The organism is Vibrio owensii CAIM 1854 = LMG 25443, assembly GCF_000817815.1.
Lineage (GTDB): Bacteria > Pseudomonadota > Gammaproteobacteria > Enterobacterales > Vibrionaceae > Vibrio > Vibrio owensii.
This window is the reverse complement of sequence record NZ_JPRD01000026.1, coordinates 13,987-35,969: the sequence shown is the minus strand read 5'-3', so window position 1 is coordinate 35,969 and position 21,983 is coordinate 13,987. Positions and strand designations below refer to the sequence as shown.

Below are 21,983 nucleotides of genomic sequence, written 5' to 3'. Positions count from 1 at the left end.
GAAGCAGAAGCAGAAGCAGAAGCAGAAGCAGAAGAGCCACAAGTGCCGGTTGCGCCTCGTGTCCAAGAACAAGAAAAGCCAACCGAAAGCTTCTTTGCTCGTCTGAAGCGTAGCCTAAGTCGCACCAAGGCAAACATTGGTGCGGGTTTCTTCGGTTTGTTCAGCGGTAAAAAAATCGATGAAGACCTTTTCGAAGAATTAGAAGAACAGTTGCTTATCGCCGACGTGGGTATGAATACCACCACGAAAATCATCAATAACCTGACAGAGAAAGCCTCTCGCGGTGATTTGAAAGATGGCGAAGCGCTTTACGGCTTGCTAAAAGAAGAGATGGCCGAAATCCTATCTAAAGTAGAGCAACCGCTTGAGATCGATACCAACAAAACGCCTTACGTTATCTTAATGGTCGGTGTGAATGGTGTTGGTAAGACAACGACAATCGGTAAGCTAGCGAAGCAATTCCAAAGCCAAGGTAAAAAAGTCATGCTTGCAGCGGGCGATACTTTCCGCGCCGCAGCCGTAGAGCAACTACAAGTTTGGGGTGAGCGTAATAACGTTCCTGTGATTGCTCAGCACACAGGTGCTGACAGTGCTTCCGTTATCTACGATGCGATTGAAGCGGCAAAAGCACGCGGTGTGGATGTTGTTATTGCCGATACTGCAGGTCGTCTACAAAACAAAGCCAACCTAATGGAAGAGTTGCGTAAGATCGTGCGTGTGATGAAGAAGATTGATGACTCTGCACCACACGAGATCATGCTGACGCTAGACGCAGGTACAGGTCAAAATGCGATTAGCCAAGCGAAACTTTTCAGTGATGTTGCCCCTCTAACCGGGATTACATTGACTAAGCTGGATGGTACGGCGAAAGGTGGCGTTATCTTTGCTATTGCTGATCAGTTCGAAATTCCAATTCGCTATATTGGTGTAGGCGAAGGCATTGAAGACTTGCGTCCATTTGAAACTCAAGAGTTCATTGACGCTCTGTTTAGCCGCGAAGAATAACAAGAGTTAGAGGAAATCAACGGTGATCAAATTTCAGCAAGTGAGCAAAGCTTACCGAGGTGGTCGACAAGCTTTGCAGAAAGTCGACTTTCACCTTCGACGCGGAGAAATGGCGTTTTTAGGCGGACATTCCGGAGCAGGTAAAAGTACCTTGTTGAAACTGATATGTGCGATAGAGCGTCCAACCGATGGCAAAGTCCATTTTAATGGCCACGACATCACGCGTATCCCAAACAAAGACATTCCGTTCTTACGTCGCAACATCGGGATTGTTTTCCAAGATCACCGTTTATTGATGGATCGCAGCGTCTTCGACAATGTCGCGCTGCCAATGCGCATCGAGTCGATTTCTGAAAACGAAATCAAACGCCGTGTTTCTGCGGCGTTGGATAAAACGGGCTTGCTTGATAAAGCCCGTTGTTTGCCAAGCCAGCTCTCTGGTGGTGAACAGCAACGAGTTGGTATCGCACGCGCTGTCGTGAATCGACCAACCTTACTGGTGGCGGATGAGCCAACTGGTAACCTCGATCCAGAATTGTCTAACCGTGTGTTACGACTATTCGAAGAATTTAACCGTGCAGGCGTAACGATCCTTCTTGCGACGCACGATATCGGGTTAGTAAACACTCGCCCACAATATCGCCATTTTGAATTGAACCAAGGCTTCCTAAGTGAGGTAGAAGACTATGGTAGGTAACAAGCGCACCCAGAAAAAAGGGAAAGGTCGCAGTGCCAAGCGTGCAAATACCGATGGTTTTTTCTCTGTCCATGTAAAACAAGCAAAATCTTCTTTTGGCGCATTATGGCGTCGTCCATTAGGTAACATTCTTACCTTGGCCGTCATTTCGGTAGCGTTAGCGATGCCGGCTTGTTTGTATTTGCTGGGTAAAAACGTGGCGAGTGCTGCGCAAGACGTCGCGTCGCCATCCCAAGTAAGTGCTTACTTAGTCGAGGGCATGCCTGACGCGCGTGTGATGGTGCTAAAAGATCAGATTGAAACTTGGCCTTTGGTAAAAGAGGTGGAATATATTTCGCCGCAACAAGGTCTATCTGATTTAAGCCAATACGCCGGCTTTGACCAAGCGTTGAGCTTATTGAGTGGTTATGCGCTTCCTGGTGTGTTGGTGATTACGCCAGATTCAGAACAAAAAAGTGATATTCAGTCGCTTGCTAAAGAAGTTCGTGAGCAACAAGACGTTACCGACGTTAGGCTCGATGAAGACTGGCTAGCGCGCCTTGATGCGATAAAAACCCTTGCTAGCATTATTGTCATCACCCTGACAGTGCTGATGTTGGGTGCTGTATTTTTAATCGTCGGCAATACATTGCGCTTTAATGTGCTGGCGAACAAAGAAGAGATTCAAACCATGAAGCTGATTGGTGCAACCGACAGCTTCATTCTGCGCCCTTACTTATACACTGGCATGTGGTTCGGTGTTCTTGGGGCCAGCATTGCGTGGCTAGTGACGGCATTGATTACGGTTGTTATGAACAATGCGGTTGAACAATTAGCCTCGCTTTACGACAGTCAATTCCGCTTGATTGGCTTGAGCTGGGATGAATCTCTACTACTAATCATGACTGGTAGTCTATTAGGTTGTATTGCCGCTCGAGTATCCGCGCAGCGTCACCTGAAAGAAATTGAACCAGTTTAGGTGATAAAGGTCTTATACTTGGAATTTATTAGCACAAGCTAATTTTTACCCCTTGTATAGACTATTTGTTTATGGATAATTACTCGCCCTTCTTGAAACTTGTTCATTTTGAGTTCAAGATGGCCAAGCTAAATTGCAATGTAATGCTCCAGATCAGAGATTGATGAGGAATTGAATGACAAAAGAAGCGTATCCGATGGCTCTAGTCACGCAAGATAGCCTTGATAGCTATATCCGTTCTGTAAACAGCTACCCAATGCTGACACCAGAAGAAGAGCGTGGGCTGGCAGAAAGATTACACTACAACGGTGAGATAGATGCGGCGAAAGGCCTGATCTTGTCACACCTACGATTCGTTGTTCACGTTGCTCGTGGCTACTCAGGCTATGGCTTGCCGATGGCAGACTTAGTGCAAGAGGGCAACATCGGTCTTATGAAGGCTGTTAAGCGCTTCAACCCAGAAGTGGGTGTGCGTTTGGTGTCTTTCGCTGTTCACTGGATCAAAGCTGAGATCCATGAATACGTGCTGCGTAACTGGCGTATCGTTAAGATCGCAACAACCAAGGCACAGCGTAAGTTGTTCTTCAATCTACGTAAGTCGAAAAAACGTCTAGGTTGGTTCAACAACGGTGAAGTAGAAACTGTTGCACGTGAGCTAGGTGTAGAGCCTTCTGAAGTTCGCGAAATGGAATCTCGTCTAGCGGCTGTAGACTCGACGTTTGATATGCCAATGGACGATGACGACAGCGCAAACTCGTACACAGCGCCAATGGTGTACCTAGAAGATAAGTCTTCTGATGTTGCTGATAACATTGAAGCTGCAAACTGGGAAACACACACCAATAACCGTCTAGGCCATGCACTTGCAAGTCTAGATGAGCGCAGCCAGCGCATTGTTCGTTCTCGCTGGTTAGATGACGAGAAAGCAACCTTGCAAGACCTTGCCGATGAGTTTGGTGTTTCTGCTGAGCGTATTCGTCAGCTAGAAAAGAACGCGATGAAGAAATTGAAACTTGCTGTTGGTGAGTTCTAACTTTCGCTTCTAATCTCAAGTAAGATTTTCATAGAAAGCCGAGATCATGTGATCTCGGCTTTTTTATTTTCGATCGAAAATAGACAGCGTTTGCGATCTAATTTATCTGTGCTACCTGTGTATAACTCTGTGAAGTAATTATTCATCAACTGTTCTAAAGCCGGACAAAATAAGGCTTTGAAGCAGTTTTTGGTTTGGGGATAGTTGTAAATATACACACAGTTAGATCAAGATCATTACTACATATTGTGGATCAAATGATCCAAATATACTTTATCAACGCAATTCACAGATTTATCCACAAACGGTGCGAATATGTACAGCGTTTAATGCCCTGACTATCTCTGTGTCTAAGTTTGGCTTTGGATAGGTTACAATGGCGTCAATAACGAAAACTACATAGAGAAAGTAAATGGACCAGTTTCAACATATCGATGTACAAGGCGCTCAAGCATTGCTCGAACAAGGTGAAGCAAAGCTTGTTGATATTCGTGACCCACAATCTTTTGCTGTGGCGCATGCCGAGTCTGCTTTTCATCTGACTAATGATTCGATCGTTCCTTTCATGAACGATGTGGAATTCGAACAACCAATCCTCGTGATGTGCTACCACGGCATTAGTAGTCAAGGTGCGGCGCAATATTTGGTTAACCAAGGCTTCGAACAGGTGTACAGTGTGGATGGTGGCTTTGAAGCCTGGCAACGAGCAGAACTACCGATAGTGAGAAGTTAATGAAGAGATTGGTAACGTTAAATAATCCACGTATGGCGCAAGCCTTCATTGATTACATGGCATCGCGCAAGATAGATATCCAGATGATGCCAGAAGGTGAAGGGCAGTTTGCACTTTGGCTGGCAGACGCACAGCATGAAATTGAAGTTGAAGCAGAACTAAAGCAGTTTTTAGCGAATCCCTCTGCTTCGAAATACAGCGCCGCCTCGTGGGACGTTGCCGATACTCGTAAGAGTAAATTCCATTATTCCAGCCCGAGTATCATGGGCATGGTAAAAGCCAAAGCGGGCCCCGTGACCTTATTGATCATGGCCGTTTGTACGGTTATCTACTTTTTGCAGATGTTCGGTTTTGGTGATGGCGTGTTTGCTCTTCTCCATTTCCCGGCTTTCGAAGGACAACAGTGGCAGCTCTGGCGTTGGGTTAGTCATGCACTGCTGCACTTCTCTGTTACCCATATTGTGTTCAACCTCTTGTGGTGGTGGCAATTGGGCGGGGATATCGAGCGCCGTTTGAGTTCTGGTAAGTTACTGCAAATCTTCTTTATCTCTGCAGCACTATCTGGTGCGGGGCAGTTTTATGTGGAAGGGGCAAACTTCGGTGGTTTATCTGGTGTGGTTTATGCGCTGCTTGGTTACTTGTGGCTCCTTGGCTACCGTTGCCCACATCTCGGTTTAACACTGCCTAAACCTATTATTGGCTTTATGTTGGTGTGGCTAGTGCTTGGTTTTGTTCAGCCATTTATGGCGATTGCTAATACGGCACACTTGGTGGGTTTGCTTTCAGGTATGGCGATTGCGCTGTTTGATTCCGGTAAGCAGAAATACCAACAAGCCTCCTGAGTTAATGATTTATAGATACCAACAAAAAAGACCGCCAATCGGCGGTCTTTTGTTTATCTGTCTTTCGCTTATAGAGATGAGCTCGTCAGCTTTAGCTGTTCACACTATTGATAAAGGTATTTGGTAAACAGCAAATCAGCAATGATGGTTTTGCCAGTCTCTGGCAGCAAGGTCTCGTTGAGCTCTTTCACCAGAGTTTTGCGCAGATCTTCACGGCCAGACAAAGACTTGATCGTATCTTCTGTTTGCTTGCCTAGAAGCTCAATCACCGCATCGCGGATCAGTGGTTGGTGATGTTCTACAACCGCAAGGTCTTGTTGGCTCATAACCATGATGTCGATACGTACTTGCACATAACCCAGTTTGTTGCCTTTGGTGTAGAAGTTTGTGGTCAAATCGGGTTCTAGCGTGAAGTAGGTTAACTTAGGTGCAGCTTCTTCTGATTCAGCCCAACTTGGTGCTGAAATAAGCAGACTTAGCGCGAAAATAATTTGGGCTACATAACGTTTGTACATATTTCTAACTTTTCTTTCTCTGGATCGCGATATTCGAATCGCTTCAGTCTTGATACAATAGACCGTCTAAAACAAATAACGGAACTTACGGTTTCAATAAGACGGTAAGTTGTTGCTTTATTGTACGCATAAAGCCTCCAATTGAATACTAGTATGAATCAGCCGACATCACTCTATCTTACTTCTTTATTGGAAGTAGAGTGGCAAAACCCCGAAGATTTTGAATTCCCTAGCGAATTCGCCAAGCATTGGCTTGAAGAACAGGGCTCTTTGTCACGTCGTTTAGGTCAGCATTGCCAACGCTTAACAGTGGAATTGCTGCACAATCAGATCGTCACAGCCAAGACGTTAAAACAGGATGAGAGCCAGCTATTGTCTGAGCAAGATTGCCTACTGAGAGAGGTGATTTTATGTGGCGACAATACGGATTGGGTTATTGGCCGCACGCTCATTCCTCGTTCAACCTTGGTCGATCAACAATATGACTTAGCTCAGCAAGGAGATATCCCGCTGGGTTTAACTGTGTTCAGCGCCGATAACGTTGAACGCGATGCTCTGCAAATGGGATGGGTTAGCTTGCCACAGGGGCGCTTTTTAGCGCGACGCTCAAGACTGTGGATGAATCACAAACCCATGCTGGTTGCTGAGTTATTCTTAACAAATTCACCAGTTTACGCTAAGGAGAAGGTGTAAATGTCCGCAGACAAAGCCAAAGCATATTGGCAACTGATGCGAATGGACCGCCCAATTGGCTCACTCTTGTTATTGTGGCCGACGGTTTGGGCACTTGTGATTGCCGCCCAAGGCATACCAAGTTGGAATGTACTCATCGTGTTTGTGTTAGGCGTGTTCCTAATGCGTAGCGCCGGTTGTGTGATTAACGACTTTGCCGACCGTAAAGTTGATGGGCATGTGAAACGCACCAAACAGCGTCCTTTACCATCGGGTAAAGTGACCTCGAAAGAAGCGATTGGTCTATTTTTGGTTTTGGGTATCAGCTCTTTCTTATTAGTGCTGACCATGAACCCGCTGACGATCAAACTCTCCTTCGCTGGCATCTTTTTGGCGTTCATTTATCCATTTATGAAGCGCTACACCCATTTGCCGCAGCTGTTTTTAGGTTTGGCTTTTAGTTGGGCGATTCCGATGGCGTGGGCAGCACAAACAGGCGAATTGCCTTTGATTGTGTGGTTTGTGTTTGCGATTAATGCTTTGTGGACTATTGCCTACGACACTCAATACGCGATGGTCGACCGAGATGATGATTTAAAAATTGGCATCAAATCAACGGCTATCTTATTTGGTCGCCACGATAAACTGGTGATTGGCGTTCTACAGTTGATTACCTTGGCGATGTTGGTGTTGCTTGGTCAGCACTATGAACTTGGCCAAAGCTACTACTGGACGATTCTGGTGGCTGCTTCATTGTTTGTGTACCAACAACATTTGATTCGCCATCGAGATCGCGACTTGTGTTTCAGAGCCTTCCTTAACAATAACTATGTGGGAATGGTTATTGCGGTCGGCCTGGTTATCGCTTTCTGGTAACGGCATAGTACAGACACTCAGATAGAAAAAAGGCATCCGATTGGATGCCTTTTGTGTTTTTGTCGAGATGAGTATCGAGCTTAAGCGAACTATGCTTGCAGCTGGTGGATACTCTCTTCGATGGTCAACTTCACTTCTGGGTAAAGCAGAGCAAACAGCAGTTTGGCAAATTGCTGTGTCTTCTCAAGGTCACAGTTACCGTCGCTATCTAGGTATTGTTGCTCTTTCAGCGTATTGAACATCGCAGTAAATACACCTTTATCGAAGAACTCTGGTGCGTTGATGCCGTGCAGACGACCCAAACGCTGTGCAATATCTTGGCTCTTCTGCTCAAGGTCAGATTTACCCAGCTCTTGGTCTGCCACCAGTAGGTTCATTGCGATAGAGTAGCGTTGCAGTGTTTCTGTGATAGTACGACCCAACAGAACCAATGATTGGTTGTTTGACTGGTTAATTTCCAGTTTGTCACCATCTTGGCAAACCATCTTCTGCTCAATGAACTCGTTCAAAATCTTCACGACCAACTCGTTCAACTCTTCTTCCTTATAGCTTAGAAACAGCTCTTTTTTCAGGAATGGGTAGATTTGAGTAACGTTTTCTTGAATCTTCTCTACGGTCACGTTGCGTTGACGAATAATCATTTGAGCAATCAATGAAGGTAGGGCGAACAGGTGAATGATGTTGTTGCGGTAGTAAGTCATCAGAATCGACTGGCTACGATCCAGCGAAATGATGTCACCCATGGTGTCGGTTTCAATCACAAACTTATCAAGTGAGATAGCGTGATCTACCAACTCTTCAGCCGTTTCTGTTGGAACCGTTGAAGTGTTTGAGTATGGGTTGTTCTTAAGTAGCTTCAGGTAGCACTCAATCTGGTTGATCAAAGAGTCACGAGATAATGCACGCTGACGAGAGGCCAATAATGCGGTCGCACATAGAGTTAGCGCGTTAGTCGCTGCCGCATCGTTAATGTGCGTCATCATCTTGTTTGCCAGACCGTTAACCACAGGGTTCATCCATTGTGGTTTGCTGCCGCCCATGCGATCGATGTCTTTCGTCCACTCAGGAGCGTGTTCATTCAGGTATTGGTTTAGCTGAATCGGCTCACCGAAGTTGACGTAACCAAGGCCAAAGTTGCGCAGCTTACGCAGAGTACGCAGTACGAGACCTGCGTTTTCTTTCTCTTTGCGTGAACCGCGAAGTTCTTTGGCGTAAGTGCCCACTTCCATTACGTGCTCGTAACCGATGTAAACAGGCACTAGAGTTACTGGACGGTTTAGACCGCGTAGCATGGCTTGAATCGTCATTGCCAACATACCGGTTTTTGCTTGAAGCAGACGACCAGTACGTGAACGACCACCTTCACTGAAGTACTCTACCGAGTAACCTTTAGCAAACAGCTCTGATAGGTACTCACGGAAAATCGTTGAGTACAGCTTGTTGCCTTTAAAGCTACGACGAATAAAGAACGCACCACCACGACGGAAGATTGGACCCGCAGGGAAGAAGTTCAGGTTAATACCCGCAGCAATGTGCGGTGGCACCATACCTTCATGGTATAGAACGTAAGAAAGCAGTAGGTAGTCCATGTGACTGCGGTGACATGGTACATACACGATCTCATGACCATCTTGCGCTAGGCGACGAACGGTCGAAGCGTTGTTGATGTGCAGACCTTGGTACAGCTTCGTCCACAACCAGCCAAGAATACGATCGCCATTTTTCACCAAACCATACGAGAAGTCCGCTGCAATCTCATCCATGATGTCATGGGCTTCTTTGCGTGCTTTCTCGATCGAAATGTTTTTGCTTTGCGCTTCGTCTTCAATTGCTTTTTCAATCGCTGGCGATTTCATTAAGCGTGCAAACAGCACTTGGCGTTGAGGCAGATTTGGACCGGATGCCGCAAGCTTCTGACGAGAGAAGTGGATACGTGCAACACGAGCAAGCTTGTGTGCGATAGCGCTGTCAGTGCCGTGAGAGTCTGCCATGTAACGCAGTGAAACCACTGGGCTAAAACGCACCAAACAGTCACGACCAGCTGCCATGACCGCTTTTGCTTTTTGCGGACCATTCATTGGTTGCAGGTACGGCTTGTGGTTTTCTTCTTTACCTGGCTTACGACCCCAAAGCACAGTTGCAGGGATCATTTGCACGTCTAACTCGCTGTCGAGTTTGTGCAGTTCTAGTAACTCTGTAAATAGAGAAACAGACTCACTCGGTACATCGTTATCGTTGCTCATCACGGTTGGACGAGACGCGATAAACACGTAACGAGTTAATGTCTTTCCATTGATTTCCAATGGACTGAGCGGGTCAGGCAGACCAAGACTCAAAGCTTGTTTTTGCAGTGTCAGCAAATCCACGTTCGAACGGAACGGCAAGGCATACACAATCGGTTTAGTGAGGTCGATGTTGAGATCATCAATCGGATTCGATGGGATTGTGGTGCCCTTTACCATTACCGATAAAGGTAGTTTTAGTAATGAACGTGAAAATGATTGTCCAGAAGACATAAAGTTCACAGCCTCAATAGGTATTCAAACAAGCCTAACCTTATTTCAGTGTCCGCTTTGCCTTCTTCTAAAGAGAAGGTAATAGGTACGGCTATAGAAATAAGCCTAGGCGATAAAATTTAAGCGCAGCAAGGATACCAGAAACTGGTCAAACCTTTTAATTTTATTGAGCGGAAATTAGTCGAACCCCTAGGTTGTTGCTTTCATTAGACGAATTGCTTATTGCGCGTTTAAAACGCATGCTCACTTGAGGTTTGTGGATGGGATCTGAAACTGGCGCAAATGTAGGCAGCAGTTAAGAGTGGAATTACCGGGAACGGAAGATCAATAAGTTAAAGGTGGTATTCCAGTTAAGAAATTACCTAAGCATGCTCTTTTTCCAGTTAAGCTCTGGAACTTAGCTTAGTTTTTCCAGCTAAAACTGAAATTTACATAGTGGATAAATGCACTGAAACCGCTTTGAAATGAGCGGAAGTTAGCAAAAACATGCCTAATATGGAGTGCTGATTAAAATACTAGCAGAGATATAAGGGGATGTTAATAAATCCAGCAGAATGGCTGGATTTATTTTTTGAAGTGAAGTGCCTTAGGCTATAGAAGGTGAGACTTTGATTTTGGGATGATGAAGATGCCGTCTTTTAGCAGAGATGGATACGAATAAGAGATGCTTGAGTTGTTGAGCTTAGTTAAGACTTCGGAGACATCCAAGTTACGAAGCATAGACCATCTGTTCAAAAGAACATTCTCTTCAAAAAAGTTTTTCAATGTTTCCGGAGCGATGTAACGATGTTGATTTTTCTTCAGTACTAACTTTTCATAAAATACCTCTCGAAACGCATAGTACTGAGCTTCGTTGAATCCACAGATTTCTCTCATTTTTGTCTTTGGATACACATCTTGAAAAGACAGAGCAAAGATACTCTCCAGCCTTTCAAAAATTTGCTCTTGATTGAAATATAAGTCTGATAATTTCCATCTAGAGCCCGCTATGACAAACAGTTGCAGAGACGAATCTGCTAATGCTTTAAAAATAATACCTTCGGCTAAGGTATCTGCTATGTCGAAGTAACATGATTTCTTTTTTACATATTCCATGTTGAGCATATCAGGTGTGGGCTGATTGATAGGCTGTGCCCGTTCAGTAAAAGATGCAATAAAAGCCATAACATCTCTGAAATCGAATAAGTAAGTACAGTCATATTTCGACGATTTTTCAGCTGGAATCATGCCTTGCTTGGCTAGATAAATAACCGCTGCTTTTGATATTTCTAAGATATTTGAAACATCACTAATTTTGAGCTGAAACCTAGCTTCCCCTATTGAGTTGAGACGTTGATAACGCGCTTCGGGGATGGCTTTGTGAGTTTCTAAGCAATCAATATATTCGCAGCCGTTAGCCTTAGGGAGCCAGTCCTTTTGGATGGAATTAATGACCGGCTGTATCGCATTTATGCAAATATTGTTAGTAGCATGCGATGACTTTTCTAAGAAATTTCTTCGTCTGAGTAGCCACTCTTCTCTGAACTCGTTGCTTCTAAGTAACGTGTAAGCGACCGAAAATCTACTTTGAATATTGTCTATACCACTTGGCAGAGTTTTATAGTTGTCATACATACAATCAAAAGGGCGCATTGTATATACGAATGCCTGATAGAGTTGTTGCAGAAACTCTTTTCTTTCATGCCCAATTAGCAGACTCTCCGCTAACTGAAAGTTAGGTATTTCAGTTGGTAGAAAACTAAACGACGTCCATCTGAATTCACACTTTTGGTTTGTACAGCCATCGAATAACTCCGGGCTCCATGTTAGTTCATCTCCACAGCCTGGACAGGTATTGATCAGAGCAACGTTATGCGTTGAACAGTGTGTGTTGTGAGCAAGCTGCCAACTTTCGTCAATCAGAACTTTCTCTTGAATGCAATATGGGCATATACGAGCTCCTTGATATCGAATATCTGCTATTGCTCTTGCACTATCAACAGCAAAATCTAGTTCGAAGTTGAAGTAGGCTTCCAAAGCTGACTGATCTAAGTTAATAGCAGCAGAAAGTGCTTTGGTAATGCTTGAAATATTTCCGTCGTAATGCGTTCGATAGTGTTCACCAATGATTCTATGCAAAGTGTGCAACGAGTCATAACCGTTGTGCCATGCAATTCGGAGAATGTAGCCTCTGAAAGACTCGTGCTTTTTAGGTCTATAACGAACCGGAAATATTTTAGTCATACACCTGTCCCTTCGATTTAGGATAAAGAGACGCATCTCTTAAGGCGCTCTTTACAGAGCTAACACTCATCGTAAATGGATTTTTGGGCGTTTTTCTATAGCCGTTACTATCAATTAAAACAGTTTGCCAAGACGCCGCAAAATGTGCATTGGTGATTAATTCGCCAGGTTCAGTCTCCTCAATTATGTTAGTTAGTAGTGAGTTGATGTACCTAGGTACTCCTCTAGTGGCTAGGCAGAACCGTAAAAGATTGCTAATGTCCTTTTTTAGATAAAAGTCCCCAGATTTATCTTGTTCTAAAACGGCGAGACTAGAATGTAATTTTCGCGGAAACACATCAAACAGCCCTTGCATGTAGTCAGCAAAGTCAAATTGAGCATCCTCATTAAGACAAGAAAAGTTCGAAAACTTTATAACTGATTGAATTCGACTCCGTAGCTGAGAGTTATCACTATGTAGGCTCTTTGCCTCGTTATGTCCACAAAGCACAAATGGGACTTTAGATTTGTTCATTAGCCACTTTATTTGGCGAACGATCGGCGCTGATTCTTTGTTGACGTATGACGGCAATAATTCTTGAACTTCATCTAAAATAACCAATGATACTTTAAGTTCGTGCATTAACTTGAGCAGACGATTGCCTCTATTTGCAACTGTGCCCGAGTAAGGCACTGGATCTCCAAGACTTTCAAGCATTCCACCCACAAGACCGCCCGTTTTAGTACCTGGTTGTATTTCAGCATAAAGCACCGGGACTGGGCTTATTTCTTCAGACGGGGGGACAGAAAATTTGTTGGCATACTGTTTACAGAAAAAGCTTTTACCGCAGCCATAGTCCCCGAGCAAAAGTGCCGCTTTGACTTGCCCTTGATATCTATGTAATCGTTGAACCGTGTTAAAGGCTTCAACATATGCAACATGCTCACATACAACTGAGTTAAACAATTTGGTTTCTGGTTTTAGTTCTGGTGCAGTCATTCTTACTCTCCTTGTCTGATGTTGCTGCGTTTTCGTCTCGTTTTTTGCTCAGTCACCCCTTCAAAATGGTTTTCTTTTATCAAGCTATCGCTAAAGTCTTTGGCAATTCGGCTTTGTTGAGAGTCAATTAGTGCAGCCATCTCTTCGTCGCTTTGATGACCAGAAATGGATATTGTATGACCTTTGGGAGTACCCTTTTTAGCGCTTGAGCTACGGGGTTCTGAGTTAGCAGAAGTTGAATCAGTGTTGCGCTTAGCCGCAAAAGTAGAGCGCTCTAAAACTTGATAAGTGCCTTCCAGTACAGCCTGTTTATTGGCTTTGTATTCGTATAATGACAAGCCGCATTCGATATGTGGGTGTGTACAAGGAACAGAAAACGCTTCCATTGTATCCGGATCAATTACTGCAATTTTGCTTATGTCATTGATGTCGTAAAGGTAAGTGACTTTCGGATTACCTTTGGTCTCATATCTCGAAAGTCGGTTATAAAGCGAGCGCAGCTCTGTAGATTGATAATGCAGGCTATTTTTTTGAATGCCAGAGTAAGTCTGAATCGTGCCTTTAAATTCGACACCGCCCAATACATCCAAAGTGTTCATGTTAGGGACGAGTGCTGGGAATGTTCTTTTCTGTGCGTGAGATACAGCCTGCGCTGGGCTTAGACCATCCAACCCGCGATGTGAATTTTGGTGATAAACATCTACAATGAATTTTTCCAAGCTCTCTTTAAATTCATCAGCAGTTAGTTTCGCCATCTTTACCAACGTTTCATCGAATTGTTTATCTTCGATACGTCGGCCCATATAGCCTGGTAGTTTTTTTGCAAAATGATCTCGCAAAGTTCGGTTGAAGCGCTCGACAAAGGGTTTCTTCCAAGGAGAAGCAGTTTCTGTTGTATGGTGTTCGCACTTCATTGCTGCTAGCAAAGAGATCACTGGCTTAGCGCGAAACGCAGGCCCAGCATCACACACAATGTAGCTTGGTAACCCTAGATACTCCCATGTGTTTTTAAGGTACTCTCTATGGGCTTTAGGGGTGGCCATATTTTTGAGAAGGGCTATAACATCGGCGGCTGATTCAGAGTTTTTCTTCTTTTTACCAGTGGCAGGGCTGTAACTGATGCTGTAGCCAGTTACATATCGTGTAAATACATCTATTGAGATATAAACGATGGGAGTTCCAATGTAGTTACCTGTCGTTGCGTCATAGATACCGATATTGAAGTGAACAGCATCAGTTTCATACCTTTCTCCCATGTACTCAGCAACGAATACGTTAAGATTAGTGCGTTTAAACTTACGTGCGGCATCACGACCTTCTCGAGCGATAGTTACTTCTACTGGGTTGAGTTCATCAAACAGTTCGTAAAATCTTGATTGACTGATTTCACGTAAATCCGGATAAGTTTCACGGTGACGTTTTTGATAAATACGAAACACCTGTGCTCGAGAGACACCATTCAGTTGCATGTATTCATCCCAAATCACTTGATCAGCGAGAGCAAAAACGCGCTGGTCAATTTGAGACTTTCGTTTTTTCTTAGCTTTAACAATTAAAGGAACGACGCTGCGGTTGTTCTCAATCCATGAGTTGTACCACCGATATAACTTTGAATCTGAAGGGACTTGTTCAGCAGAATAGTTGTTGTCTTTAGCAACCTTATTAATGATTTTTTTGATCACTTTTCGCGATCGAGGGTTAAGCTCGTTGTCGAGTGCATTGAGATAGCTATTCATAAGCTCAGCTTGTTCAATGTGCACCTGAGATGTGAGTGGTTGATAGACAACTGGTGCAGATTTTAACTCGAGCTTTAGTGTTCCTGTTGCGTAATCTTCAAATATCACTTTCGGCTCAAAAGTACATTTCTGGCCTTTCGAGTTTTCAAGAACAGCAAAGTCAGGCTCAAAAGCTCTGATGAGATACGACTGACCATTCCAGTTTATTCGCATGCCTGCTTCTAGGATATATGTATAACTCATGCCGCCACCTCCAATTGTGATGTTCGATTCAATAAGAACTTATGGTTGTATTTCAGCTTTTGATTTGCGATTAAGCTCCAGGCGCAAGCAACGTCTTTGCCATAGTTAGCAAATAGATTTTCGACGTTTGCGACGGTAATTTTGTTAAGTGCTTTTGCCTCTTGAAGAACTTGCTTGGTGGTTTCTTCATCAATAGAGACATCAAGAAAACGGTAGAGAAGACGTAGATTTACAGCGCTTTTTCCAACTCTAATTTCTTTGTCTGTTACGAGTTCTAAAGGATGGCCAATTTCTTCAAGAAAATATGATTGAAGAGTTAGCAGCTTAGCTGTGAACTTGTCTTTTTCAGCTTTGCTGTAAGGTTTGATTTCGAGAAAACGATATGTCCCATCTCGATAAGCTACGAGTACATCTGGGGTGTATCGTCGAGGGGGATAATGGTTATGATATGTAACACTACAAGGTTGCGTAATGTATCGAAGAACATTGTCGTTAAATTCTAGTTGAAGCAATGCATCTGCTTCCAATCGACTTTCGCAAAGCATCATTGAACGGTTCTTGCGAGAGTAAAAAGCAATTGTTGGTTTAACGCGACTAGTTTTGTCTAATTTTCTTGTAAGCATTTTCATTCTCTCATTTCAGTTGGTTCGTCTAAGCTTCTTTTTTGTTTGTTTATTGAACAATTGCACTTCAAACGTTGTACAAAAACTGCAAAAACACAAATTCAAAATTTTCTCAAATTACTGATATTTAATATTTTTATAAGTAATTTAATTGTCATTTTGTGCGTTGAAGAAACTTGTCGTTCATCGAAGTTGAATGAGGGTTTTTGACACTTTTCGAACTTCTATAAGAGATATCTAACAAATGAAAAAAACCGGACAAAAAAATTTAATTTTTTTCTTTCATGGGGATAATGGAGCTCTGAAGGGAAGAAAATCACAGGTGATTTTGCAGTGGATAAAATGATAAAAAATCCAAAAATGTCATTAAGCAAGGAAGACATTGATGAGTTTTCTTTGGCTATCTTTGAAGCTCGAGAAAAAGTGAAATTGAGTTCCCAAGGAATAGTGAAAAAGAAACTACATTCGTTCATCGGCGATAGTTCAAATGAACACATTGATATGGCGGAAGATTTTCTTTCAGATGCAACTATATCGCTGTTGAAAGGTATCAAAAGTGAGAAAACAGAGTTTTTTGATACTGAAGACAAAGCTAGGGAGCGACAACTAGTGCTTTGGCAGAGATACAAAGATAGCGAAAGCTACTTAGCCAAGTGCTTACACCAAGCTGTAATTAGAGCTTGCAATACGCGACTGAAGAGATGGTCTCTGGATACAGAAGCTGATGATACGGATTATGACGATTTGATTTCTGACGAATATCTATTGGAAATGCGCTCTAAGGAAGTGGGAAAAAAATTCGCTGTTCGGGCACGGAGTTCTCGTCCAAATGATGATTTAAGGTCTGATGAGGAATGGATGACAAGCAATTCCAGTGTTTTGCAAGTTGAGGGTGCAGTTGTCGAGCTAAAAGGGATAGATAGAAATCGCTTAATAGATCTCATGAATCAGAGAAGGGTCAACAGTAAAGAGCAAAGCGTGATATTCGCTAGGCTATCGGGTGAGAGTCTTGAGCATATAGCTTTGGTTAGTCGTGAGAAAGTAGACACTATAGAAAAACGCTATCATAGAGGACTAGGTAAGCTCGGCTTAACGACTAAAGACTTGAAGTTCTAGTTTGTGTTTTTAGTTAGTCGACATTAACCCCTCTACTTTCTGATGAACTGGTTATTTGGGACGTATGATCTGCTGCTAAACGTTTAATGATTGGTTGCTGGAGAATGAAATACGCACAATCTGTCTAAGGCAGTTTACGGAGCATGTTATCTATATGGCTAACATGCGATTGAAAGAGTTGAGTGTTAGCCATATGGCTAACATTTGTCATAGAAAGAACGGAGATACAAAAAAGTGGGGACTTTTGATGGGTTCCAAACACATCAAAAATTGCTTATCTACAGGTATCCTACTCTGAGAACTAGAATCATTCTCTTAAGAAGGCGCTATGATGGCGTTTAGCATTTAGTCTTGCCTTTATACGTAATGTCCTATTAAGGCACGATGAAGTGGGCGAGTAAGGTAAAGTTACATGCTTATGTTACCCTCTTAGTTCAAGGCTACAAATTTATTGTCAGTCTTGTATCTGTCTAGCACTACTGATGTTAAAATCCCCTCTTAACTTTTGGGGAGACATTAATGCCAGTAACACCTTCACCTTTACGATATCCTGGTGGAAAAACAGCTATAACACCAATGGTAGAAAGGATTATCAAAGATAATGGGCTTAGAGGGGCGCACTACTCTGAGCCATATGCTGGTGGAGCTGGGTTAGCCTTATCACTACTCCTAAAAGGTGTAGTTAGTGATATCCATATAAATGACTATGATCGCTCAGTTTGGGCTTTTTGGTATGCTATTCTAAATCATACGGATGAGTTTATTGAGTTAATTAAAACTACAGATATCACAATAGAAGAGTGGCATAGACAAAAAGAAGTTCAGGCTGACAAAAAGTATCAGGATCCACTGATTCTCGGTTTTTCGTCTTTCTTCCTCAATAGAACCAATCGTTCAGGCATTATAGAGAAGGCAGGTGTCATCGGTGGGTTAGAACAAAACAGCAAATACTCACTGGATTGCCGTTTCAATAAGTTAGGGTTATTAGAAAAAATTAGAACCATAGCGTTGCACAAAGATAGGATTAATTTGTACAACAAAGATGCGTTGGACTTTATTACTGAAGTTGATGAAATCGAAGAGAAAGTCTTCTTTTGCATTGATCCACCTTACTTTGTTAAAGGTCAAAGTTTATACACTAACTTTTATGAACCTTCGGATCACGTGGAGCTTTGTGATGCGATTAAGCAGATTAAATCAAAATGGATGTTAACATACGACTACTCACCTTATATCAGACAGCTTTACCGTGATTTTCGTCAATACAGCTTTAGCTTGAATTACAGTGCTGCGAACAAGCGAAAAGGTACAGAGCTAATGGTTGCAAGCAAGGGTTTAAGGCTTTCTTCTACATTAGACCTTACGAAATCGAATTATAAATCTAAAGAACCAGTATAAAACTGGGCGCAGTGCACATTAAAGCTTTGATTGTCTATGTATATTGTACTCTTTGATGATTTTTCAGAGAGGCTTTAATGTCAGCATTGCATCATAACTCAATTACGAACTCTAACCCCCTGACAAAGCTAGTAGATGTTGAGAACCATGTAGGGTTCATGCTTTCTATTAATTTCGAAGAAGCAGTTTTCTTATCGAATGATTTCTGGAAAGAATCTGTTGCAGGCATCCCAATGAACAGTTTCCTTGTCGCATCAGCCTTTTATGCCGGAAACTATGCAGAGACGCCTAAAATAGATCGAGAAGTCATATTGCTGAGAGTTATGGGCCCCTCTGAAATGTCGATTGATCGAGCTAAGTTGGATGCAATGATCGATAGCTATACGAAAAGGACTCAAGTAGAAAGGGCAAAAAGAAAGGGTAGCGATAGTTTTGACTTTGATGAATACGATGGCTTTGATCACTTCACTCATACCGAGCTACAGTTTGGAGCTCTTAAGTGTCGGGTTATAGGTTCATTCTATTTAAAAAACGGCGTTCTCAACTTAGGTGCCGATATTGAAAACTTCGCCTCAGCTTCACATTTAAGGGTATATAAACCAACATCAGAAGCTTTAGAAACTATAGTCAACTTCGTAGATCCTATTAGAAAAACACAAGCTTTAAAAAAAGCTGAGCAATTAGGTTTCCAATCAGACACACCACCTTTACCATTTGATCTGGGTACGGTTCGATATACATCGACAGATCGACTGCATAGAGAGAACCATAATGCTCTTGTGAAGGTGGGTGTCAATCCTATCGACTTTCTGTCACGTAGAACTGGTGTTTTTGGTATGACCCGAACGGGTAAATCAAATATGGTGAAAACACTATCTTCTTCTGTTGCTTTAACTGGAGTGAAGAACAAAGTCAGAATTGGTCAGTGTATCTTTGATATCAATGGTGAGTATGCAAATGCGAACTCTCAGGATGACGGTTCATCAATAGCTGATATATTTCAAGATAATGTTGTTTGTTATCGAGCCACCAAGCCCCCAAAAGAAAGCTTCAAAGACCTGCGAAACAATTTCTTTGAACACCCTCAAATCGGCTTAAACATAATACAAGAAGAGCTGAAGCAATATTCTAATTTAGCTGCTGATATTTCAACTTTGTCAGGGATGTCTCTAGAATCCTCAGAGCTTGAAGACCCGAGTGAAAAATCTAGGAGAGAGAGAAGGATTGAGGCATTTAAGGTTCTGATGGCTAGCACTGGCTTTCAAACACCAAGTGATCTAAAAATCAGTATAAAACCAGCTAGCTCGATCATGCGTCAGGTATTAGTCACCACTCAGAAAAGTTACATTGATGATCATGCTGAGGGTAAAAAACTAACGCAACCAGAATTGATTGATTTAGCTAAAGAATACTACGGTGATTTATCCAAACCAGTAGAATGGAAGAAGGCTAAGAAATTTCTTTCTGATGCTAGAGATGCGGATAGGATTATTCGTAAAGAGTTCGATCCTGATGAGAGGAAAACAGGCTTTTGGAGCAAATTACAAAGAGATGCTTCTTCAGACCCTTGGTTTGATGAAGAACTAAAATCTATTGTAAACCTCCTTCAAAGTAAAGGTGATAACGGAGGCTTTATAAAGAGCCGTGTTTATCTAAATCCAGTTGCAGAATTTCATAGTATTCATGGGGCAGAAGATGTCGCTAGTGACATTTATGAATTACTAGTTGCAGGTAAAATTGTCATAATTGATTTATCCGTGGGTAAATCTAGTATTCGAGAATCTTTAGCTGAGCGTATTTCAAGAAGCATATTTGATAAATCAATGGGTACTTTTCATGCTGGTGAGCAATGCCCAAATATTGTTTTGTACGTCGAAGAAGCTCATAACTTGATAGGTAAGAACGCTGAACCTGATGAAACCTGGCCCAGAATTGCGAAAGAAGGGGCAAAAGCAAATATTGCTTTAGTGTACGCCACTCAAGAGCCATCCTCAATTCAATCTAATATAATGGCAAATACTGAGAACTGGATAGTTACGCATTTGAACAATGATGATGAACTACGAGTTCTTGGGAAATTCTATGACTTTTCAGATTTCACTCTTTCACTAAAAAGAGCCCAAGATGTAGGCTTTGCTAGGGTAAAAACCCTTTCGTCACCATACGTAATTCCGACACAAATTGACCTTTTTTCTCCCGAGCACCTCAAGCAGCAGTTGAAGGGGGGCGAAAGTGGTAAAATAGATGCAGAAAATTCGCTGGTAGACAGTGATGAAAAGTTCTTTAGCGATATGCTGGAGGACTGAGCATGCCATTTACAAATCAAGGAGCAGGTAAGCATGCTCAGGCCGAATTCCTCAAGAATCCCGACTTCAAAGCTTTAGTTGCGCAGAGTGACTATCTGAAGGAACCCTCGACTGAGGCTGCCAAACAAATTGCATCTAACTTCATCATTGCTAATGCATATACTGGTGCTTTGCCTAAATATGTTCATGCGAGCGATGGGAGTTTTTATGAAGCATGCATGAATGAAAAGTTGCCTTCAACAAAAGTTGGGTATGTCAAAATAGCATCTCTATTGATTAATCTGACTAAATACTTGAGCCTCAGTGACTCGCCTACTAGATACATCGACCCTTTTAAGAAAAGCGAGCTAGAACAAGACACAAAAGCTCTTACGATGTGTTTACCTAGCTCCAATCTTCGGTATAAAGGATCTAATTCGGTTGTCAATGGCTTCCGGCTCAGGTTGTTTGAAGAGCTGGATAGCCCAAGTACAAAGCTTCCACAGGCAGGAACATTACTTGATACTTTGTACCAATTGGCTTGTTTTCAGTCCGATGGAATTGGCGTTGATGACAATAAAGTGTCTGGAAAACAAGGGTTTAAGCTAAATGGCTCTCGATATATTATCGTAAGCAAATGCCCCAATTGTGATTATCAGCCAGTTTGTAGGGATTATCCAGAGGTCGCAAAAAAGCTTAAAGGCTTTGTTATTTCTAAGTCAGATAAACAAACGATATGTCCAGAGTGTGGTGAAAGTGTCTACTCATCTGATGGACTAAGGTTGTATGAAACTGTCACAGATCATGGTGGCTTGTCTGGTGGTTTGAGCAGAATAATGAATGTGTCTGAAATGCTTTTGATTGCACACACAATCATAAATTGCCTTAAAGGAGATTACATAGGAACTTTGTCAGATGTATGTTTCTTTATTGACGGACCTCTTGCTCTATTTGGGCAACCAGCATGGATTAGTAGACCAATGCAGTATCTCATATGGTGGGCCAATAAGAAGCTTATAAAGAATGGATTGCAACCAATACTTATTATAGGGATACAGAAGCAGGGCGTTTTAGCGGAACATTGCCAGTTGATTGCTAGACATTTACCAAGAAACGCCTATCGATTTGTTGACGATAATTATAGAAACTCATATTTGTCTCCGGTGGATGAAAATTCAAACTTTGGAAATGAAACATATTTTGGTCAGGATCTAATCTATCATTCTCCTAAAGGCAACGTTTTTGCCCTAGGGATACCTTATGCCTTTGGAAACAAATCTCCTTCAGAAGTATTTAAGAAAGAGAAATGCATTCCAGAAAACTATCAAGATTTAGACCGAGTGTTCAAAATGGTACAAATTTTCGAGTCTGACCTGTATGAAGGCTCTTTAGTCCCGGTAATAATGGCTCATAGGAATGCGTCTATCAGCAGAGTACCTGGCGGGAAAGTTTTAGATGTGGCTACGCGAGTGGCCTTTGAAACAAGCAGAGGCGCCTGATATTTCAGAACGACTCTGGCTCAAAAGAAGGTTG

Annotated in this window: 18 protein-coding genes; 12 read left to right on the top strand and 6 right to left on the bottom strand. The window is 42.5% G+C overall.

Annotated elements, in window-relative coordinates:
• The 6 genes from ftsY to glpG all read left to right on the top strand — a co-directional run.
• Positions 1-1,005 (top strand): signal recognition particle-docking protein FtsY (gene ftsY, locus H735_RS16085; RefSeq protein ID WP_042980130.1); only part of this gene is annotated, 1,005 nt, incomplete at its 5' end.
• A gap of 22 nt (positions 1,006-1,027) precedes the next feature.
• Positions 1,028-1,702 carry a cell division ATP-binding protein FtsE gene (gene ftsE / locus H735_RS16080; RefSeq protein WP_005438501.1) on the top strand — a complete coding sequence of 225 codons (675 nt, stop codon included), beginning with the start codon at positions 1,028-1,030 and terminating at the stop codon, positions 1,700-1,702.
• On the top strand, positions 1,692-2,660 hold the full coding sequence (ftsX, locus tag H735_RS16075) for a permease-like cell division protein FtsX (protein WP_009705153.1): 969 nt from the start codon (positions 1,692-1,694) through the stop codon (positions 2,658-2,660). Before ftsE ends, ftsX begins: the two co-directional genes overlap by 11 nt.
• Before the next feature lie 175 nt (positions 2,661-2,835).
• Positions 2,836-3,693 carry an RNA polymerase sigma factor RpoH gene (rpoH, locus tag H735_RS16070; RefSeq protein ID WP_005438499.1) on the top strand — a complete coding sequence of 286 codons (858 nt, stop codon included), beginning with the start codon at positions 2,836-2,838 and terminating at the stop codon, positions 3,691-3,693.
• 412 nt (positions 3,694-4,105) lie between these two features.
• The gene (glpE, locus tag H735_RS16065) at positions 4,106-4,426 is read left to right on the top strand and encodes a thiosulfate sulfurtransferase GlpE (RefSeq protein ID WP_009701354.1); all 321 of its coding nucleotides are present in this window, start codon (positions 4,106-4,108) and stop codon (positions 4,424-4,426) included.
• Positions 4,426-5,268, top strand: coding sequence for a rhomboid family intramembrane serine protease GlpG (glpG, locus tag H735_RS16060; RefSeq protein ID WP_020197137.1), 843 nt, complete (start codon positions 4,426-4,428; stop codon positions 5,266-5,268). The genes glpE and glpG overlap by 1 nt, the downstream gene beginning before the upstream one ends.
• Before the next feature lie 104 nt (positions 5,269-5,372).
• On the opposite strand, the gene H735_RS16055 is transcribed toward glpG, so the two are convergent.
• Entirely contained in the window at positions 5,373-5,783 is a 411-nt protein-coding gene (locus H735_RS16055; protein WP_020197136.1) for a flagellar basal body-associated protein FliL, read from the bottom strand.
• 153 nt (positions 5,784-5,936) lie between these two features.
• Here H735_RS16055 and H735_RS16050 point away from each other — a divergent pair, with 153 nt between their 5' ends.
• On the top strand, positions 5,937-6,476 hold the full coding sequence (locus H735_RS16050) for a chorismate lyase (protein WP_020197135.1): 540 nt from the start codon (positions 5,937-5,939) through the stop codon (positions 6,474-6,476).
• Positions 6,477-7,331 (top strand): 4-hydroxybenzoate octaprenyltransferase, encoded by an 855-nt coding sequence (ubiA, locus tag H735_RS16045; protein ID WP_005438493.1) that lies wholly within the window; start codon positions 6,477-6,479, stop codon positions 7,329-7,331. It abuts the gene before it with no gap.
• An 89-nt stretch (positions 7,332-7,420) separates the two neighbouring features.
• Here the strand turns inward: ubiA and plsB are convergent, their stop codons facing one another.
• From plsB to H735_RS16020, 5 genes are all read right to left on the bottom strand, one after another.
• Positions 7,421-9,847, bottom strand: coding sequence for a glycerol-3-phosphate 1-O-acyltransferase PlsB (gene plsB / locus H735_RS16040; RefSeq protein WP_020197134.1), 2,427 nt, complete (start codon positions 9,845-9,847; stop codon positions 7,421-7,423).
• Positions 9,848-10,438: 591 nt separating this feature from the next.
• Positions 10,439-12,070, bottom strand: coding sequence for a TniQ family protein (locus H735_RS30180; protein WP_020197133.1), 1,632 nt, complete (start codon positions 12,068-12,070; stop codon positions 10,439-10,441).
• Entirely contained in the window at positions 12,063-13,049 is a 987-nt protein-coding gene (locus tag H735_RS16030; RefSeq protein ID WP_020197132.1) for a TniB family NTP-binding protein, read from the bottom strand. The genes H735_RS30180 and H735_RS16030 overlap by 8 nt, the downstream gene beginning before the upstream one ends.
• 2 nt (positions 13,050-13,051) lie before the next feature.
• The gene (locus H735_RS16025; protein WP_227741553.1) at positions 13,052-14,893 is read right to left on the bottom strand and encodes a DDE-type integrase/transposase/recombinase; all 1,842 of its coding nucleotides are present in this window, start codon (positions 14,891-14,893) and stop codon (positions 13,052-13,054) included.
• Between the two features lie 131 nt (positions 14,894-15,024).
• A complete protein-coding gene (locus tag H735_RS16020) occupies positions 15,025-15,657 on the bottom strand; it encodes a TnsA endonuclease N-terminal domain-containing protein (protein ID WP_027726785.1) in 633 nt (210 codons plus the stop codon).
• A 336-nt stretch (positions 15,658-15,993) separates the two neighbouring features.
• Here H735_RS16020 and H735_RS16015 point away from each other — a divergent pair, with 336 nt between their 5' ends.
• The 4 genes from H735_RS16015 (at position 15,994) to H735_RS16000 (ending at position 21,949) form a co-directional block, all read left to right on the top strand.
• Positions 15,994-16,767: a hypothetical protein gene (locus tag H735_RS16015; protein ID WP_020197128.1), complete on the top strand. Its 774-nt coding sequence runs from the start codon at positions 15,994-15,996 to the stop codon at positions 16,765-16,767.
• Between the two features lie 519 nt (positions 16,768-17,286).
• Complete coding sequence (locus H735_RS16010) at positions 17,287-18,165, top strand: DNA adenine methylase (protein WP_020197127.1); 879 nt, start codon at positions 17,287-17,289, stop codon at positions 18,163-18,165.
• Positions 18,166-18,242: 77 nt separating this feature from the next.
• Positions 18,243-20,471, top strand: a complete 2,229-nt coding sequence (locus H735_RS16005) for an ATP-binding protein (RefSeq protein WP_020197126.1) — start codon at positions 18,243-18,245, stop codon at positions 20,469-20,471.
• A 2-nt stretch (positions 20,472-20,473) separates the two neighbouring features.
• Positions 20,474-21,949, top strand: coding sequence for a DNA double-strand break repair nuclease NurA (locus H735_RS16000; RefSeq protein WP_020197125.1), 1,476 nt, complete (start codon positions 20,474-20,476; stop codon positions 21,947-21,949).
• The last annotated feature ends 34 nt before the right edge of the window (positions 21,950-21,983 follow it).

What these genes read in the sequence shown, in the direction of transcription:
- ftsX (WP_009705153.1), top strand. Translation starts at nt 1,692, where the DNA reads ATGGTAGGTAACAAGCGCACCCAGAAAAAAGGGAAAGGTCGCAGTGCC.
- rpoH (WP_005438499.1), top strand. Translation starts at nt 2,836, where the DNA reads ATGACAAAAGAAGCGTATCCGATGGCTCTAGTCACGCAAGATAGCCTT.
- glpE (WP_009701354.1), top strand. Translation starts at nt 4,106, where the DNA reads ATGGACCAGTTTCAACATATCGATGTACAAGGCGCTCAAGCATTGCTC.
- glpG (WP_020197137.1), top strand. Translation starts at nt 4,426, where the DNA reads ATGAAGAGATTGGTAACGTTAAATAATCCACGTATGGCGCAAGCCTTC.
- H735_RS16055 (WP_020197136.1), bottom strand. Translation starts at nt 5,783, where the DNA reads ATGTACAAACGTTATGTAGCCCAAATTATTTTCGCGCTAAGTCTGCTT.
- H735_RS16050 (WP_020197135.1), top strand. Translation starts at nt 5,937, where the DNA reads ATGAATCAGCCGACATCACTCTATCTTACTTCTTTATTGGAAGTAGAG.
- ubiA (WP_005438493.1), top strand. Translation starts at nt 6,477, where the DNA reads ATGTCCGCAGACAAAGCCAAAGCATATTGGCAACTGATGCGAATGGAC.
- plsB (WP_020197134.1), bottom strand. Translation starts at nt 9,847, where the DNA reads ATGTCTTCTGGACAATCATTTTCACGTTCATTACTAAAACTACCTTTA.
- H735_RS30180 (WP_020197133.1), bottom strand. Translation starts at nt 12,070, where the DNA reads ATGACTAAAATATTTCCGGTTCGTTATAGACCTAAAAAGCACGAGTCT.
- H735_RS16030 (WP_020197132.1), bottom strand. Translation starts at nt 13,049, where the DNA reads ATGACTGCACCAGAACTAAAACCAGAAACCAAATTGTTTAACTCAGTT.
- H735_RS16020 (WP_027726785.1), bottom strand. Translation starts at nt 15,657, where the DNA reads ATGAAAATGCTTACAAGAAAATTAGACAAAACTAGTCGCGTTAAACCA.
- H735_RS16015 (WP_020197128.1), top strand. Translation starts at nt 15,994, where the DNA reads ATGATAAAAAATCCAAAAATGTCATTAAGCAAGGAAGACATTGATGAG.
- H735_RS16010 (WP_020197127.1), top strand. Translation starts at nt 17,287, where the DNA reads ATGCCAGTAACACCTTCACCTTTACGATATCCTGGTGGAAAAACAGCT.
- H735_RS16005 (WP_020197126.1), top strand. Translation starts at nt 18,243, where the DNA reads ATGTCAGCATTGCATCATAACTCAATTACGAACTCTAACCCCCTGACA.
- H735_RS16000 (WP_020197125.1), top strand. Translation starts at nt 20,474, where the DNA reads ATGCCATTTACAAATCAAGGAGCAGGTAAGCATGCTCAGGCCGAATTC.